Annotated in this window: 15 protein-coding genes; 6 read left to right on the forward strand and 9 right to left on the reverse strand. The window is 71.4% G+C overall.

Features of this window, described 5'->3' with window-relative positions; translation table 11 throughout:
- The first annotated feature begins 39 nt into the window (after positions 1–39).
- The 3 genes from argS (at position 40) to O5O46_RS04425 (ending at position 2,490) form a co-directional block, all read left to right on the forward strand.
- On the forward strand, positions 40–1,800 hold the full coding sequence (gene argS, locus O5O46_RS04415; RefSeq protein WP_269853841.1) for an arginine--tRNA ligase: 1,761 nt from the start codon (positions 40–42) through the stop codon (positions 1,798–1,800).
- Positions 1,801–2,020: 220 nt separating this feature from the next.
- Positions 2,021–2,332 (forward strand): Uma2 family endonuclease, encoded by a 312-nt coding sequence (locus tag O5O46_RS04420; protein ID WP_269853842.1) that lies wholly within the window; start codon positions 2,021–2,023, stop codon positions 2,330–2,332.
- Entirely contained in the window at positions 2,323–2,490 is a 168-nt protein-coding gene (locus O5O46_RS04425) for a hypothetical protein (protein ID WP_269853843.1), read from the forward strand. The genes O5O46_RS04420 and O5O46_RS04425 overlap by 10 nt, the downstream gene beginning before the upstream one ends.
- Here the strand turns inward: O5O46_RS04425 and O5O46_RS04430 are convergent.
- Positions 2,483–2,899, reverse strand: coding sequence for an ATP-binding protein (locus O5O46_RS04430; RefSeq protein WP_269853844.1), 417 nt, complete (start codon positions 2,897–2,899; stop codon positions 2,483–2,485). The genes O5O46_RS04425 and O5O46_RS04430 overlap by 8 nt on opposite strands.
- 114 nt (positions 2,900–3,013) lie before the next feature.
- On the opposite strand from O5O46_RS04430, the gene O5O46_RS04435 reads away from it, so the two are divergent.
- The 3 genes from O5O46_RS04435 to O5O46_RS04445 all read left to right on the forward strand — a co-directional run bounded on the left by O5O46_RS04435 (position 3,014) and on the right by O5O46_RS04445 (position 5,900).
- Complete coding sequence (locus tag O5O46_RS04435; RefSeq protein ID WP_269853845.1) at positions 3,014–3,826, forward strand: helix-turn-helix domain-containing protein; 813 nt, start codon at positions 3,014–3,016, stop codon at positions 3,824–3,826.
- Positions 3,823–4,014 carry a DUF397 domain-containing protein gene (locus tag O5O46_RS04440; protein ID WP_269853846.1) on the forward strand — a complete coding sequence of 64 codons (192 nt, stop codon included), beginning with the start codon at positions 3,823–3,825 and terminating at the stop codon, positions 4,012–4,014. Before O5O46_RS04435 ends, O5O46_RS04440 begins: the two co-directional genes overlap by 4 nt.
- A gap of 332 nt (positions 4,015–4,346) precedes the next feature.
- Positions 4,347–5,900 carry an LCP family protein gene (locus O5O46_RS04445; protein WP_443072375.1) on the forward strand — a complete coding sequence of 518 codons (1,554 nt, stop codon included), beginning with the start codon at positions 4,347–4,349 and terminating at the stop codon, positions 5,898–5,900.
- Positions 5,901–6,029: 129 nt separating this feature from the next.
- Here O5O46_RS04445 and O5O46_RS04450 read toward each other — a convergent pair whose 3' ends face one another.
- The 8 genes from O5O46_RS04450 to O5O46_RS04485 form a co-directional block, all read right to left on the reverse strand.
- On the reverse strand, positions 6,030–8,714 hold the full coding sequence (locus O5O46_RS04450) for an HAD-IC family P-type ATPase (RefSeq protein ID WP_443072376.1): 2,685 nt from the start codon (positions 8,712–8,714) through the stop codon (positions 6,030–6,032).
- Entirely contained in the window at positions 8,698–9,066 is a 369-nt protein-coding gene (locus tag O5O46_RS04455) for an ArsR/SmtB family transcription factor (protein ID WP_269853933.1), read from the reverse strand. Before O5O46_RS04455 ends, O5O46_RS04450 begins: the two co-directional genes overlap by 17 nt.
- Positions 9,067–9,152: 86 nt before the next feature.
- Positions 9,153–10,697, reverse strand: coding sequence for a helix-turn-helix domain-containing protein (locus tag O5O46_RS04460; protein WP_269853848.1), 1,545 nt, complete (start codon positions 10,695–10,697; stop codon positions 9,153–9,155).
- A 261-nt stretch (positions 10,698–10,958) separates the two neighbouring features.
- Positions 10,959–11,942: a porphobilinogen synthase gene (gene hemB, locus O5O46_RS04465; protein ID WP_269853849.1), complete on the reverse strand. Its 984-nt coding sequence runs from the start codon at positions 11,940–11,942 to the stop codon at positions 10,959–10,961.
- On the reverse strand, positions 11,935–13,554 hold the full coding sequence (locus O5O46_RS04470) for a bifunctional uroporphyrinogen-III C-methyltransferase/uroporphyrinogen-III synthase (RefSeq protein WP_269853850.1): 1,620 nt from the start codon (positions 13,552–13,554) through the stop codon (positions 11,935–11,937). Before O5O46_RS04470 ends, hemB begins: the two co-directional genes overlap by 8 nt.
- On the reverse strand, positions 13,551–14,513 hold the full coding sequence (hemC, locus tag O5O46_RS04475) for a hydroxymethylbilane synthase (RefSeq protein WP_269853851.1): 963 nt from the start codon (positions 14,511–14,513) through the stop codon (positions 13,551–13,553). The genes O5O46_RS04470 and hemC overlap by 4 nt, the downstream gene beginning before the upstream one ends.
- The gene (locus O5O46_RS04480) at positions 14,510–15,829 is read right to left on the reverse strand and encodes a glutamyl-tRNA reductase (protein ID WP_269853852.1); all 1,320 of its coding nucleotides are present in this window, start codon (positions 15,827–15,829) and stop codon (positions 14,510–14,512) included. Before O5O46_RS04480 ends, hemC begins: the two co-directional genes overlap by 4 nt.
- 73 nt (positions 15,830–15,902) lie before the next feature.
- The gene (locus O5O46_RS04485) at positions 15,903–16,676 is read right to left on the reverse strand and encodes a redox-sensing transcriptional repressor Rex (RefSeq protein WP_269853853.1); all 774 of its coding nucleotides are present in this window, start codon (positions 16,674–16,676) and stop codon (positions 15,903–15,905) included.
- Positions 16,677–16,721 lie beyond the last annotated feature (45 nt).

The following is a 16,721-nucleotide window of genomic DNA, read 5'->3' on the forward strand; positions in this document are numbered from 1 at the left end:
TCGAACCGTGTCACCTATACAAGGAACGGCATCCATCCCATGGCTTCGGTCCCTTCCCTCTCCGCCACGATCCAGCAGCGCGTCTCCGCGGCCCTCGCCGCCGCGGTGCCGTCGGCCGCCGACGCCGATCCGCTGCTGCGACGTAGCGACCGGGCGGACTTCCAGGCCAACGGGGTGCTGGGACTGGCCAAGCGGAACAAGGCCAACCCGCGCGAACTGGCAGCCCAGGTCGTCGAGCACCTGCCCGCCGACGACATGCTGGCCGGGATCGAGGTGTCGGGCCCCGGCTTCCTGAACCTCACCGTCACCGACACGGCGATCATCAACACGCTTGCCGCACGCGCCGACGACGACCGGCTCGGTGTCCCGCACGCCGAGCGGCCCGGCCGCACCGTGATCGACTACTCGCAGCCCAACGTGGCGAAGGAGATGCACGTCGGCCATCTGCGCTCCACGGTGATCGGCGACGCGATCGTGCGGATCCTGGAGTTCGCGGGCGAGACGGTGATCCGGCGCCACCACATCGGCGACTGGGGCACCCAGTTCGGCATGCTCATCCAGTACCTGATCGAGCACCCGCACGAGCTGGACCACCCGTCCGACGGTGACAGCGGCGAGAACGCGATGTCCCGGCTCAACCGGCTGTACAAGGCGTCGCGGGCACTGTTCGACTCCGACGAGGAGTTCAAGGACCGGTCCCGGCGCCGGGTGGTCGACCTCCAGGCGGGGGACGAGCAGACGCTCGCCCTGTGGCACAAGATCGTCGACGAGTCGAAGATCTACTTCTACTCGGTCTACGACAAGCTGGCCGTCGAGATGCGCGACGAGGACATCGTCGGCGAGAGCGCGTACAACGACATGCTGGCCGAGACCTGCAAGCTGCTGGAGGACTCCGGCGTCGCGGTCGAGTCCAACGGCGCGCTGTGCGTGTTCTTCGACGACATCAAGGCCAAGGACGGCACACCGGTGCCGCTGATCGTCCGCAAGGCCGACGGCGGTTACGGCTACGCGGCCAGCGACCTGTCCGCGATCCGCGACCGCACCGGCAACCTGCACGCCGACACCCTGCTGTACGTGGTCGACGCGCGGCAGGCCCTGCACTTCAAGATGGTCTTCGAGACCGCCCGCCGGGCGGGCTGGCTGACCGACGAGGTCACCGCGAAGCACCTGCCGTTCGGCACGGTGCTGGGCAAGGACGGCAAGCCGTTCAAGACCCGTGAGGGCGAGACCGTGCGGCTGGTCGACCTACTGGACGAGGCGGTGGACCGGGCACGCGCGGTCATCGCGGACAAGAGCAAGGACCTGACGCCCGAGGAGATCGGCGAGCGGGCGGCGCAGGTCGGCATCGGCGCCGTGAAGTACGCCGACCTGTCCACCTCGCTCACCCGGGACTACACCTTCGACCTGGACCGGATGGTCTCGCTCAACGGCGACACCAGCGTGTACCTGCAGTACGCCTACGCGCGGATCCGCTCCATCATCCGCAAGGCGGGCGACGTCCGCCCGGTACCGCACCCGGAGCTGCCGCTGGCCCCGGCCGAGCGCCAACTCGGCCTGGCGCTCGACGAGTTCGCCGAGACGCTGGCGTCGGTACGGGAGACCTACGAGCCGCACAAGCTGGCCTCGTACCTGTACGGGCTGTCGTCCGCGTACACCGCGTTCTACGAGCACTGCCCGGTGCTCAAGGCCGAGGGCGGCCAGGCGATGGTGGAGAACCGGCTGTTCCTGTGCGACCTGACCGCCCGCACCCTGCGGCAGGGCATGGAACTGCTGGGCATCCAGACGCCCGAGCGCCTCTGAACGCTTCCACGCGCCCCGTTGCGGCTGTCCCGGCATACTGCTGCCGGGGCAGCCGTTCTGTCGTTATGTCCTGGAGGCGAGGTCCCGTGGTCTAGAAGGACGAGGCAGGCAGCAGAAGCGACATGACGGCTGCCCCGGAACGCCTCCTCGACGTGGCCGAATCGGTGTTCCAGAACTTTCCCCCGGCTACCGCCCCGAGATCCTCGGTGGGCAGCTGGTCGTGACGCCGCGCGCCGACATTCCGCACGCGGCGTCGCTCACCGACGTGATGATGCGGCTTCTGACCGCGAACCTGCACCGGGGCGAAACCCGCGTCGTCCAAGCGATCGGCATCTGGCTACCGACAGGTGAGGAGGACTACGCGATCCCGGACCTGGCGATCGTGGACGCGGACCACCAGGACCATGTGGTCCAGTACAACTGCGTGGAACCCGCTGTCTGCCGCCTCGCCCTGGAGGTCACCTCGTCCAACTGGCGCACCGATCTCTACACCAAGCCCGATCTGTACGCGGTGGCCGGACCGTGTACGTAATCGCCGACCGCAAGCACAACGAGGTCGTCGTGCTCAGCGACCCCCTCAACGGTGAGTACCGCTCCCGCGCGGTCTACCGGAAGGGCCAGACCTTCACCCTGCCCGAGTCCATCGGGGCCAAGGTCGAGATGGACGTGGATTCCCTCCTCCTCACCTGAACCCGCCCACCCTCTCGAACTCACACCAAACGATCTTTCCGGGCACCCGCTCCCCCACGCCCCACTTGTCGGCGAGGGCGTCCACCAGCCGCAGCCCCCGGCCGGATTCGGCCTCGGCTGTCGTGTCGGGGATACGTGGTTCGCCGTCGCCGCTGTCGTGCAGCTCCACGCGTAGTACGCCGTCCCCGGACAGCTCCAGCGAGACCTGGTAACCGCGCCCCGGCGGGACGCCGTGCAGCAGCGCGTTGGTGGCCAACTCGGTTACGCACAGCAGGATGTCGTCCGTGCGCGACACGATGTGCCAGTGCCGCAGAGCCCGCCGCGCGAACTCCCGTGCGGCTGGCACGGATCGGCGCGTACGTGGGTAGAAGTGCCTGCTGAAGCACGACTGTTGAGGGCTGTCGCTCATGCGACAGATGGTTACGTCGAGCCGCGAAGCGGAACCAGTGCGTCAGCCCGTACGGATCTTCCGTACGGGTTTGTTCGAGGTGACGTACGGGTGGGGGTGGGGAGTTGGTCGGGCATGAAGCCCATGAAGAACGCCACTCCGGAACGGCTGGTCGGCGCCCAGGTGGCGCTGTTCCGCAGGTGGGCGAGGCTGACGCAACGCGAACTCGCCGAACGGCTAGGTGTCCATGAGGAGACCATCGCCTCCATCGAGCAGGGGCGCCGCCCGCTGAAGCTCGATCTCGCCGAGCAGTTGGACGAACTGTTGGAGACCAAGGGTGCGTTGGAGGTGGCAGTACGGAATCTGCCGGAGCGGGCGAAGTACCCGGTGTGGGCTGAGGCGTTCATCGACCATGAGCGGGAGGCGATCGCCATCTCCTCGTACGAGAACCAGTTGATCCCGGGTCTGCTCCAAACTGAGGCATACGCACGCGCAGTCTTCCGCAGCCGGGTCCCCCTCCTCTGCGAAGAGAAGGTCGAACGTCGCGTTGCCACTCGCATGGAGCGGCAGGACATCCTGCACCGCAAGGTCCCGCCAACAGCCAGTTTCATCCTCTCCGAGGCCGTCCTCATGGACCGCTTGGGCGGCAAGGAGGTGTACAGGGACCAACTGAGTTGCCTGCGCGAATGCGCAGACTTGCCCGGCCTCACGCTCCAGATCATGCCGTTCGGCAGGGAGACGCACGCCGGGCTGGCCGGTCCCTTCGTTCTGCTAGAGACCCCCGAACACGCCCTGCTCGCCTACGTCGAGACTCAGCGTGGCAGCCAGCTCATCTCTGACCCAGATGAGGTGAGTGTCCTCGCCCAGAAGTATGCGATGCTGCGAACACAGGCCCTCAACCCAGAGGAAGCCAAGGGCCTGTTGGGCCGGCTGCTAGGAGAGCGATGAACGCCGCACTGGAATGGTTCAAGTCCAGCTACAGCAGCGAAGAAGGCGGCAACTGCATCGAAATCGCCGCCCACCCCGCCGCCGTGCACGTTCGGGACTCCAAGGATCCGGAGGGTCCCACCCTCACCTTCAGCCCCGCCGCCTGGGCGGACTTCGCCGCCTTCGCCGCCGCGCGGGTGGCGGACTGACCTGCGCCGTCGGGCATATCACCCGCGCGTTCCGCGTGCGGAGCGCGCGGAGGCGTGTGAAGAAAACGTACCGACCCTGTACCTGATCACGTAAGAACGCCCGACAAGGGCGGTTGGCGCGGTCACCTCCCAGGTCAGACGTGCTGTGCGTGGCCTATGGTTCTCGTTACCGCTTTCCCGGGGGTCCTCAGGAACTTCTCAGGCCGTTGGGATACCGTCCGGTAACTCCGGGGCCCGCTTTGTCCGTTTGATCGCCGCGTTGCGCAACTGGGCAACCAATGCCCCGGTGCAACCGTCTTCTTTTCGTCGTTGGTGCAGACGAGGGTGTGAGTATGACAGGCAGCCGTGGGGCAAGGACCGGGGGACGGGCTGGGCGCGCGGCGCAGAGCAGAGGCCGTGGACGCGCGGCGGCGCAAGGCCGCGGACGCAAGGGCAGGCGCAATCCCAAACGGATGTTCGCCGTGGTCAGCATCTCGGTGGCGGTGCTGCTGGTGGCGGGCATCGGCGCGCTGTACCTCAAGCTCGACGGCAACATCACCACGTTCGACGCCAACGGCCTGAGCAAGGACCGGCCGTCCGACACCGCGGGCCAGAACGTGCTGATGATCGGCTCCGACAGCCGCGCCGGCGGCAACAGCGCACTGGGCGGCGCGGCCGGGCAGGACGTCGCCCACTCGGACACCACGATCCTGCTGCACGTCTACGCCGACCACAAACACGCGGTCGGCATCTCCATACCCCGCGACTCGCTGGTGGACATCCCGCCCTGCCTGCTGCCCGGCGGCAAGTGGTCCGCGGAGCAGCCAAGCGCGATGTTCAACTCCGCCTTCTCCATGGGCGACTCACCGTCCGGCAACCCGGCCTGCACCCAGAACACGGTGGAGAAGCTCACCGGAATCCGGGTGGACCACACGATGGTGGTCGACTTCAAGGGCTTCTCCGCGATGACCTCCGCGGTCGGTGGCGTGCAGGTCTGCATGCCGAACAACGTCTACCAGGGCGACCTCAACCCCAACCTGGGCTACAAGGGCAAGCTGATCTTCCCCAAGGGCCTGCAGACCGTCCAGGGACAGCAGGCGCTGAACTACGTACGGCTGCGGCACGGCGTCGGCGACGGCTCGGACATCGGCCGGATGAAGCGCCAACAGGCCTTCCTGTCCTCCCTGATGAAGAAGGTGCAGGGCGAGGGGTTCAGCCCGACGACGCTGCTGCCGCTGGCCGACGCGGCGACCAAGTCCCTCACCGTGGACCCGGGACTCGGCTCGGCCGACAAGCTGCTGTCGTTCGCGATGTCCATGAAGGGCATCGACCTTCACAACATCAAGTTCATCACCGCTCCCTGGCGTTACCAGGGCGAGCGGGTCGCCCTGGTCCACCCGGACGTGGACGCGCTGTGGGCCGAGTTGAAGGCGGACCGGACCCTCGACGGGCAGGACGCCAGCGGCGGCAAGAAGCCCGCGGCGGCCACCTCGCCGTCCGCCACCCCCGTCTCCGACGTCACCGGCACCGGAATCGTGGTGGCCGTCTACAACGGCACCCTCGACCACGGGCTGGCCGCCAAGGCCGCGCAGAAGCTGCGGGACGACAACTTCACCGTGACCGGCACCGCCACCGCCACCTCCCAGCAGCACCCCACGACCATCATCGAGTACGGCGCCGCGCATCTACAGGGCGCGCAGACGCTGGCCAAGCTGTTCCCGGGCGCGAAGCTGGAGCAGACCGCGACCTCCGGCATCAACCTGGTGCTGGGCCAGGACTACGCGGCGACCGCCGCCTCGGGCACATCAAACGCGTCCTCCCCGACCCCGAGCGCGCTTTCGTCCCAGGAAGCCAGCCAGGCCCGCTCGGCGGACGACAACCCGTGCGCCAACCTGTCCTACGGGTGAGCAACTTGCCTGCTGGTGAGGCAACTGCCTGAGCCGCGGGGCAACTTGAACTCCGCTTGGTCTCCGCCGCGACGACGATCAACCACGACGGTCGTCCGGCGGGTGCCGAGCGGGCCTCAACCCAGGAGCTCAGGCACCGCCGCTGGCCAGCCGGGACCTCCGGCACACCGCCAGGGCGGCGCCGTACGCCGCGAGTACCACCAGCAGGCACGGGTAGTACGCCAGCGGCAACGCCCCCAGCCCCAGCGCCGCGCCCAGCGGCGAAAGCGGCAGCAGCAGGCCGATGGCGGCGAGTGAGCCGGTTGCCCATCGCAGAGCGCTGGGTACCGGTCCGCGCGCGGTGCGCAGGAGCAGCATCACCAGCGCCTGGGTGATCAGGTTCTCGGTGAACCACCCGGCGTGGAAGGCCGCCTGGCCGCTGGTGAACACCGCGAGCACAGCGAAGGTCGCCAGGTCCGCAGCGGCGTTGACCAGCCCGAAGACGGTGATGTAGCGGCTGAAGGCGTAGGGCCGCAGCACCGCGGGGCGGCGGCTGTCCGCCGCGTCCGGCCGGTCGTAGGCGAAGGCCAGTTGGGAAACGTCGAAGCAGAGGTTCTGCACCAGCACCTGCGCCGGAAGCATCGGCAGGAACGGCAGCAGAACGCCCGCGGCCAGCATGGAGATCACGTTGCCGACGTTGGAGGAGACCGCGATCCGCAGATAGGTGGCGATGTTGCCGGTGCTGCGCCGCCCGGCGGCCACCGCGGCGTCGATCACGGTCAGGTCCTTGTCGGCCAGCACCACGTCGGCGGCCTCGCGGGTGACGTCCACGGCGTCGCGCGGGCACAGAGCGACATCCGCGGCATGCATCGCGGGCACGTCGTTGACGCCGTCGCCGAGGAACCCCACGGTGTGGCCGCCGCGCCGCAGCGCGCGCACCACGCGCGCCTTGTGCGCGGGGGTGCAGCGGGCGAACACCGCCGTACCGGCGGCGAGTTGGGCCAGCCGTGCGTCGTCCAGGCCGTCGATCCGGTCGCCGGTGACGATCTCGCCGGGCGCCAGCCCCAGCTCGGCGCAGACCCGGGCGGCGGTTCCGGGATGGTCCCCGGTGAGCACCTTGACGGCCACCCCGCGCCGGGCCAGCGCCGCCAGGGCGTCGTCGGCGGTGGCGGCGAGTTCGTCGCGCAGCCCGACGATGCCCAGCAGCGTCAGACCGCGCTCGTCGGCCCGGGTGTACGGGCGGGTGCGGGCCGGGCGGTCGGCCAGCGCGACGGCCAGCAGCCGCAGGCCGTCCGCGGCCCGCCGCTCGGCCAGCCGCAGCACCCGTGCGCGGGTCTCGTCGTCGATCGCGCACCGGTCCAGCACGTCCTCGACCGCGCCCTTGACCACCAGGGTGTGCACGCCGCGCCGGTCGGGCCGCGCCACGACCGCGGTGACCAGACGGCGGACGGGGTCGAACGGGATCACGTCGACGCCGTTGACATCGGTGAAGGCCGCACGCGCGACCGCCGGGCCGCGGACGGCCGACAAGGCGGGCTCTCGCCGCGCGGGCGCGGAAGCGAGCCAGTCATGGCTGTCCGCCGCGGCGTCGCCTTCGGTCTCGGCCGCCGCGAGGATCGCCTCGTCCAGGGCGTCGGGGGCCGGGACGTCGGCCAGTTGGATCGTCCACAGGCTGTTGACGGCCGCCCAGTGCAGTACCGCCGGATCGGTGCGGCCCTCCGCGTCCAGGTAGCAGCCGACGGCGAGCTGGTCCCGGGTCAGGGTGCCGGTCTTGTCCACGCACAGCACGTCGACCGCGCCCAAGTCGTGCAGCGCGGGCAGCCGTTTGACGATCACGCCGACCCGCCGCGCCAACTCGGCCGCGCCGCGCGCCAGGGCGGTGGTGACGATGACCGGCAGCATCTCGGGGGTGAGACCCACCGCGACCGCCACCGCGAACGGCAGCGTCTCCAGGCCGCGCCCGCGCAGCACCGCGTTGGCCAGCAGCACCAGCGGCGCGGTCAGCAGCATGAAGCGGATCAGCGTCCAGGAGATCCCGTTCACCGACCGGTCGAACGCCCCGGTACGGCGTCCCGCCAGCCCCCGGTGGGCGCTGGCGAAGTGGGTGTCGGGGCCGGTCGCGGTCACCACGGCGGTGGCCGTGCCCGCGGTCACGCTGCTGCCCGCGAAGCACAGGTGCGGCTGGTCGAACAACGGCCGCGCCAGCTCCGCCGGGGCGTCCGGCACCCGCTTGGACACCGGCGCCGACTCCCCGGTGAGCGCCGCCTGGTGCACGGTCAGCCCGTCGGCGCGCAGCAGCCGCACGTCGGCCGGGACCATGTCGCCCGGGCCAAGCCGCACCACGTCGCCCGGCACCAGTTCCTCGACCGGGATCTCCCGTACCAGCGGCGCCGACTCCTCGGCGGCCCGCCGCTGCACCGTCGCGGTGGTGGCGACCAGGTCCCGCAAGGAGGCCGCCGACCGGTCGGCGCGGTACTCCCCCGCCGACCGCAGCACACAGCTCACCGCCACCAGCACCGCTATCACGCAGGCGGTGCTCCACGAGGTGGCGACCGCCGAGATCACCCCGAGCCCGAGCAGCACGGCGGTGAACGGATCGCGCAGCGTACCCAGCAGCCGCCACGCCCAGGCGGCCGGTCGCCGCGGCAGCACCGCGTTCTCCCCGTACCGCTCAAGCCGTCGCTGGGCCTCGTCCTCGACCAGGCCGCGCGGACCGGCGTCCAGCCGCCGCAGCACTTCGAGCGGGGTGAGACCGGCCCCGGACACCCCGGTCGGCACATGGTCAAAGGCGCGTTCGGTCCCCGCCGGGACGGCGGCGCTACGCGCCGAGGCCACGAAGGCCCTCCCGGCGCCCGGAACCCCGTCCGGCGCCGCGGTCGGCCAACTGCCCCACCATCAGGCGCACGATGGTCACCACGTCCGGGTCGTCCACCAGGTACACCTGCCGACGCCCCTCGCGCCGGGAGCGCACCAGACCCGCCAGCTTCAACTTGGCCAGATGCTGGCTCACCGCGGGCAGCGCACCGCCGACCCGTTCGGCGAGACCGGTCACGTCGCACTCGCCCTGCGCCAGCACCCAGACGATGTGCAGCCGCGCGGGAGAGGCCAGCAGCCCGAACGCCGCGGCGGCCTCCTGGAGCACATCGGCCGGCGGATCGGCGGGCGGTTCCTGGGAAGCCGGGACCAGACGGCTGGGCGGCTCGCGGAAACCCGCGCCTTCTGCGGCCACCGGTCGCCCTCCCGTCCACCGTCCTGCAAGCCCGGCGGTCCAGTCTACGCGCCGGGCCGATTTACGGACGTACGGCGGGACAGCCCCGGCAGCGCATCGGTGAGGCCGCGGATCTGCTCGTCCAGACAGGCCGACCGGATCCGTGTGGCCACCTCGACCGCCTGCTCACCGGCCTCGTACGCGCCCTGGGGATCGCCCAGCCGCAGCCGCGCGGTGGCGGTCCTGGCCAGCACGAAGCCGCGGGTGCGCACCAGCACCGGGCGCAGCGTCTCGGCGGCCAGGTCGAAGGAGGTGACCGCCTGCTGGTGGTCGCCCAGGTCGAGGTGGCAGCTGCCCGCCTGGGCGTGGATGTCGCCCTCCTCGATCCGCGGCAGCCAGTGCGGCTCGTCGCCGCCACGGCCGCGGATGCACAGTTCGGCGGCGAGCCCCAGCGCGCGCAACGCCTCCCGGCGGCGGCCCAGTTTGGCGTGACCGCGCGCCTCCCAGCCCAGCAGCACCGCCTGCAGCGCGGGCGCGTCAAGGGACCGGGTGCGCTCCTGGCCGGCACGCACCGCGTCCACCATCACCTGCGGCCGGTCGACCCGGTAGGCGCTGACCGCCAGGTGCACCAGCAGCGACGCGCCGACCCGGGCGTCACCGGAGGCGTGCGCGGTGCGCAGCCCGGCGAGCAGCAGCCGCTGCACCCCGGCGGCCGGGCGCCCGGAGTCCAACTGGTACCAGGCCGCCTGCCCGGCCGCGTCGGCGGCGAGCGCGGCGAGCCGCCGACCGGTCGCCTCGTCGTAGCGGCTACCGCGCAACAGGCCGACGATCACCGCGAGATGGGCGGACCCGGCCTGCGCCAGCGAGCCGCCGCCGTGTTCGAGGTCCATCCGGCGCAGCAGGTCGGTGGTGGCCTGGAGCTGGTCGATCAGTTCGGGGGGCACGTCCGCGCCGGTGCGGTGCGGCCGGGCCAGCCCGTACGGCGGTGCGGTGGCCCAGGTCTGGGCGTACGCCGACAGGTCCGGCAGCCGGGTGGCGGTCGTACCGCCGGTGCCGCCGGCGGTGAGCGCGGCGGTGGCCTCGGCGAGCGCGGCGACGGCGTGCTCGGCGGTCCACGGCGCGTCCGGCTCCGGCCTGCGCACCTGCGCGGGCAGCGCGATGGCGGGGGACGGGGTGGGGGCGCTGCGCGGCACCGGCCGCCGCCTGGGAACCCGGACCAGATCGGCCGGGACGGCGAGCCCGTCGAGGAAGTCCACGATGCGGTCGATGCTGGTCAGCCGTCGGGCACCGGACTCCAGCATGGACAGGAAACCCTGGCTGAGACCGGTCAGTTGGGCCACGTCCTCCTGCCGGATCGAACCGCGCTGCCGCACCAGCCGGCTGACCTGCCCGAAGTTCCAGGCGGCCAGCGCCTCCCGAACCTCCGGGTCGGCCCAGACCCGCACCGGCACCCGGGGGGCGTCGTCGGCGGGCGGCAGCGCGGCGCGGGTACAAGCGCCGCACAGCTCATCGGTGTTGTACGAACTGAGCAGGCAACCGCACCGAGCGCACCGGCGGCCGACGGATGGTGCCTCGGCGGCCAGGGCGGGCGGCTTCGCCGTCGTCGTCATCGGGGTGCGCACCTCCAGCCGGGGTCCGCTCGACGTCAGTCACGCGCTTCACCCGTCGAACGTCCTTACAACTTCCGTACTGTAAGGGTGAGTTGACGGTAGTCGTTAACGGGGTGGCCGGATATAGGCCTCAGCGAGCCGGACGGCCGGTTGAAAACGCGTACACACGCGCGACCGCAAAAGGACGGGCGGGTGCGAAAGGACCGGTCTCAACCGGTGACTTCCCGCACCCGCCCACCACGAGCAACCGGAAACGAGCCGTCAGACGCCCCGCAGCCGCACGGCGACCTCGGTCGCCCAGTAGGTGAGGATCATCCCGGCCCCGGCGCGCCGAACGCCCAGCAGCGTCTCCATGATCGCCGCGTCGCGGTCGATCCACCCGTTGGCCGCGGCGGCCTCCACCATCGAGTACTCACCGGAGATCTGGTACGCGGCCACCGGAACGTCCACCGCGTCGGCGACCTGTCGCAGAATGTCCAGATACGGCAGGGCGGGCTTCACCATCACCATGTCGGCGCCCTCGGCAAGGTCCAGCGCCAACTCCCGCATGGCCTCCCGCGCATTGGCCGGATCCTGCTGGTACGTCTTGCGGTCTCCCCTGAGCGAGGAGTTCACCGCCTCGCGGAACGGACCGTAGAACGCCGAGGCGTACTTGGCGGTGTAGGCCAGTACCGACACGTCCTGGTGGCCCGCCGCGTCCAGCGCCTCACGGATCACCCGGACCTGGCCGTCCATCATGCCGCTCGGGCCGACCACGTGCACACCCGCGTCCGCCTGCACCCGCGCCATCTCGGCGTAGCGCTCCAGCGTGGCGTCGTTGTCCACCCGGCCCTCGGAGTCCAGCACTCCGCAGTGGCCGTGGTCGGTGTACTCGTCCAGGCACAGGTCGGACATGACCACGAGATCGTCGCCGACCTCCGCCCTCACGTCGCGGATGGCCTTCTGCAGGATGCCGTCCGGGTCGGTGCCCTGGCTGCCGACGGCGTCCTTCACCAGCGGCAGGCCGAACAGCATGATCCCGCCGACGCCCGCGGCGACCGCCTCGGCCGCCGCCTTGCGCAGCGTGTCCCGGGTGTGCTGGACGACGCCCGGCATCGCGTTGATCGGCGTCGGCTCGCTGATGCCCTCCCGGACGAACGCCGGAAGGATCAGATCGGCCGGATGCAGCCGGGTCTCCGCGACCATCCGCCGCATGGCGGGCGTGGTGCGCAGCCGACGCGGCCGTTGAAAGGGAAACTCAGCCACGAGCCCTCCTCCGCGATCCAGGGCGCCGCTCGCTCGGGCGGGTGACCGGGTCCCCGGCCTCGACGGCGACCGCCCGGCGCGCCCGGCCGAAGTCTGCCAGCGCCTCGGCGAGCGCGTGCACCGACGGTTCCGGCGCCATCACGTCGACCCGCAGCCCGTGCTCCTCCGCCGTCTTGGCGGTGGCCGGGCCGATGCAGGCGATCACGGTGACGTTGTGCGGCTTGCCCGCGATGCCGACCAGGTTGCGAACCGTACTCGAAGAGGTGAACAGCACCGCGTCGAATCCGCCGCCCTTGATGGCCTCGCGGGTCTCGGCCGGCGGCGGCGAGGCGCGCACCGTGCGGTACGCGGTCACGTCGTCGACCTCCCAGCCCAGCTCGATCAGCCCGGCGACCAGGGTCTCGGTGGCGATGTCGGCACGCGGCAGGAACACCCGGTCGATCGGGTCGAAGACCGGGTCGTACGGCGGCCAGTCCTCCAGCAGCCCGGCGGCCGACTGCTCACCGGACGGCACCAGGTCCGGCTTGACGCCGAACTCCACCAGCGCCTTGGCGGTCTGCTCGCCGACCGCGGCCACCTTGATGCCCGCGAAGGCCCGCGCGTCGAGGCCGTACTCCTCGAACTTCTCGCGCACCGCCTTGACCGCGTTGACCGAGGTGAAGGCGATCCACTCGTAGCGACCGGTGACCAGGCCCTTGACGGCACGTTCCATCTGCTGCGGGGTGCGCGGCGGTTCCACGGCGATGGTCGGCACCTCGTGCGGCACCGCGCCGTAGGAGCGCAGCTGCTCCGAGAGCGAGGCGGCCTGCTCCTTGGTGCGCGGCACCAGCACCCGCCAGCCGAACAGCGGCTTGGTCTCGAACCACGACAACTGGCCCCGCTCGGCCGCGGTGCGCTCGCCGACCACGGCTATCGCCGACTGGCCCGGCTCCGCGGACGGCAGCGCCTTGGTGGCCTTCAGTTCGGCGGCGATGGTGCCCAGGGTGGCGGTCCAGGTGCGCTGCCGGGTGGTGGTGCCCGCGACGGTGACGCTGAGCGTGGTGTCCGGCTTGCGGCCGGCGGCGATCAGCTCGGCGGCGTTGCCCGCGACGCCCTCCAGCGTGGTGCTGACCACCAGCGTGGAGTCGCTGGATCCGGCCTCACTCCAGGACCGGGTGTCGGCGCTGGCGGCGTCGATGAAGCGCACGTCGCTGCCGATGGGCACACCCGCGTACGCGGGCACCCCGACCGCCGCCGCGACACCGGGCACCACCTCGAACGGGATGCCCGCCTGGGCGCAGGCCAGCATCTCCTCGGCGGCGCCGCCGTCGAGCCCCGGGTCACCCGCGACCGCTCGTACCACCCGCTTGCCGTTGCTCGCGGACGCCATGACAAGCTTGGAAGCGTGCGAGGCGGCGCCCAACGCGCCGTCGATCGCCGTGATTTCGGGTGCCTCCGTGGCTGCCCGCGCGTGCTGGCGCACCACGTCGAGCACCCGCGGGTCCGCGACTAGGACATCCGCTTCGGACAGCGCCTCTACGGCGCGCAACGTCAGCAGCCCGGGGTCTCCGGGCCCGGCACCGAGGAAGGTGACGTGCCCTGCGGCAGGCTTGTGCGTGGCGGTGGGGCTCAAAGTGCTCGCTCCCCCATCAGACCGGCCGCGCCCTTGGCCAGCATCTCGGTGGCGAGGCCGCGGCCGAGGGCCATGGCCTCCTCACGGGATGCGGGCAGGGTGCCGGTGGCGGACATCTGCACCAACTCGGCGCCGTCGGTCGTGCCGACGACACCGCGCAGGCGCAGCTCGGTTACATGCTCGTGCTCGCCCGCGTCGGCCAGCGCGCCCACCGGGGCGGAACAGCCGGCCTCAAGGGCGGCGAGCAGGGATCGCTCGGCGGTCACGGCGGCCCGGGTGACCGGGTCGTCGAGCGCGGCGAGCGCCTCGGCCAGCTCGGTGTTCACGGCGGAACACTCGATGGCCAACGCTCCCTGTCCGGGAGCGGGAAGTACCACGTCGGTGTCGAGGTGCTGGGTCACCACGTCGGACCGGCCGATACGGTTCAGCCCGGCCGCGGCCAGCACCACGGCGTCCAGCTCGCCGGAGGTGACGTACCCGACCCGGGTGTCGATGTTGCCGCGGATCGGCACGGTCTCGACGCGGCGGCCCAACTCCCGGGCCCACGCGTTGAGTTGGCACATCCTGCGCGGCGAGCCGGTGCCCACTCGGGCCCCGTCCGGCAGCTGCTCGAAGGTCATCCCGTCGCGGGCCACCAGTACGTCCCGCGGGTCCTCGCGGGTCGGGACCGCGGCCAGCACCAGGCCCTCGGGGTCGGCGGTGGGCAGGTCCTTCAGCGAGTGCACGGCGAAGTCCACCTCACCGGCGAGCAGCGCGTCGCGCAGCGCGGAGACGAACACACCGGTGCCGCCGATCTGGGCCAGCGCCTCCCGGGAGGTGTCGCCGTAGGTGGTGATCTCGACCAGCTCCACGGGTCGGCCGGTCAACTGCCTCACCCGCTCGGCGACCTGGCCGGACTGGGCCATCGCGAGCTTGCTGCGCCGCGTGCCCAGCCTCAGGGGTACGTGCTTGTCGTTCATGCCCGGTCTCGATTCGGGTCGCCAGTGTCGGCCCGGCTGACGGCGGCGACCGCCTGCGGGTCGAGGTCGAACAGTTCACGCAGCGCGTCCGCGTACCCGGCGCCACCGGGTTCGCCCGCGAGCTGCTTGACCCGCACGGTGGGCGCGTGCAGGAGCTTGTCGACGACCCGGCGCACGGTCTGGGTGATCTCCGCGCGCTGCTTGTCGTCCAGGTCGGGGAGCCGCCCGTCCAGCCGGGCGAGTTCGGAGCTGACCACGTCGGCGGCCATGGTGCGCAGCGCGACCACGGTCGGAGTGATCCTTTCGGCACGCTGCGCGGCGCCGAACGCGGCCACCTCGGCGGAGACGATCCGCCGCACCGCGTCCACGTCGGCGGCCATCGGGGCGTCGGCCGCTGCCGCGGCCAGGTCCTCGATGTCGACCAGCCGCACACCGTCGAGGTCGTGCACCGCGCCGTCGATGTCGCGCGGCATGGCCAGGTCCAGCAGCCCCAACGGGCCGCCCGCGGTGCGCTGCCCCAGCGCCTCGGCCACCGCGTCCCGGTCGAGCACCAGGCCGGTGGCGCCGGTACAGGAGACCACCACGTCGGCTGCGGACAGTTCGCGGGAGACGTCGGCGAACGGTACGGCGCGTCCACCGAGGGAGGCGGCCAGCCGCTCCGCGCGGTCCAACGTCCGGTTGGCGACGACGAGTTCGGCGACACCGGCGCGGGCCAGCGTGGTGGCGGCCAGCGAGGACATCGAACCCGCGCCGACGACCAGGGCCCGCTTGCCGGGCAGTTCGCCGATGTCCCGGGTGAGTTGGTCGAGGCCGAAGGTGACCAGGGACTGGCCCGCCTTGTCGATGCCGGTCTCGCTGTGCGCCCGCTTGCCGACCCGAAGCGCCTGCTGGAACAGGTCGTTGAGGGTGCGTCCCGCGGTGTGCAGTTCCTGGCCGAGGCCGAGCGCGTCCTTGATCTGGCCGAGGATCTGGCCCTCGCCGACCACCATCGAGTCCAGGCCGCAGGCGACCGAGAACAGGTGGTGCACCGCCCGGTCCTCGTAGTGCACGTACAGGTGCGGGGTGAGCTCGTCGAGCCCGACACCGCTGTGCAGCGCGAGCAGCGTGGACAGTTCGGCGACACCGGCGTGGAACTTGTCCACGTCCGCGTACAGCTCGATGCGGTTGCAGGTGCCCAGCACCGCGGCCTCGGCGGCCGGTTCGGCGGCGAGCGTGTCCTGCAGCAGCTTGGCCTTCGCGTCCGCGCTCAGCGCCGCCCGCTCCAGCACGCTGACCGGTGCGCTGCGGTGGCTCAGGCCTACGACCAGGAGACTCATGCTCGACCCTCGCTTCGCTCGGGCCGGGCTTCGTCCGGGACGCGCCTTTCCACGGTTCGCTCGCTGCGCTCGCTCATGCGGGCATCACGGCGGGAACGTCCCCGTCAGGTCCCGGACGGTCGACGGCCTCGGCGGCCGTCTTGGGCAGGGCTCCACGGGCCGCGGCCACGGCCTCGCCCAGGTCCTCACCGGCCTTGCGCTGCTCGTGGAAGGCGAGGATCTGCAGTTCTATGGACAGGTCGACCTTGCGCACGTCGACGCCGTCGGGCACCGACAGCACGGTCGGCGCGAAGTTGAGGATCGAGGTCACACCCGCGGCGACCAGTCGGTCGCAGACCTCCTGGGCGGCGCCGGCGGGGGTGGCGATCACGCCGATCGACACCTGGTTGTGGTCGACGATCTCTTCCAGCTCGTCGGTGTGCCGCACCGGCAGCCCGGCCACCAGTTTGCCGGTCTGCGCGGGGTCGGCGTCTATCAACGCGGCCACCCGGAAGCCGCGGGAGGCGAAGCCGCCGTAGTTGGCGAGCGCGGCGCCGAGGTTACCGATACCGACGATCACCACCGGCCAGTCCTGGGTGAGGCCGAGTTCGCGGGAGATCTGGTAGACGAGGTACTCGACGTCGTAGCCGACACCGCGGGTGCCGTACGAGCCGAGGTAGCTGAAGTCCTTGCGCAGCTTCGCGGAGTTCACCCCCGCCGCGGTGGCGAGTTCCTCCGACGAGACCGTGGGGACGGACCGCTCGGACAGAGCGGTGAGCGCCCGCAGGTACAGCGGAAGCCTGGCGACGGTGGCCTCGGGAATCCCTCGGCTCCGGGTCGCCGGTCGGTGAGTTCGGCCAGTTGCCACGATGCTCCTGCGGGTAGAGCTGGGCTGCGGACGACCACCGTTCAT

It is taken from the genome of Streptomyces sp. RPT161 (assembly GCF_027533845.1).
In the GTDB taxonomy this organism is placed as follows: domain Bacteria; phylum Actinomycetota; class Actinomycetes; order Streptomycetales; family Streptomycetaceae; genus Streptantibioticus_A; species Streptantibioticus_A silvisoli_A.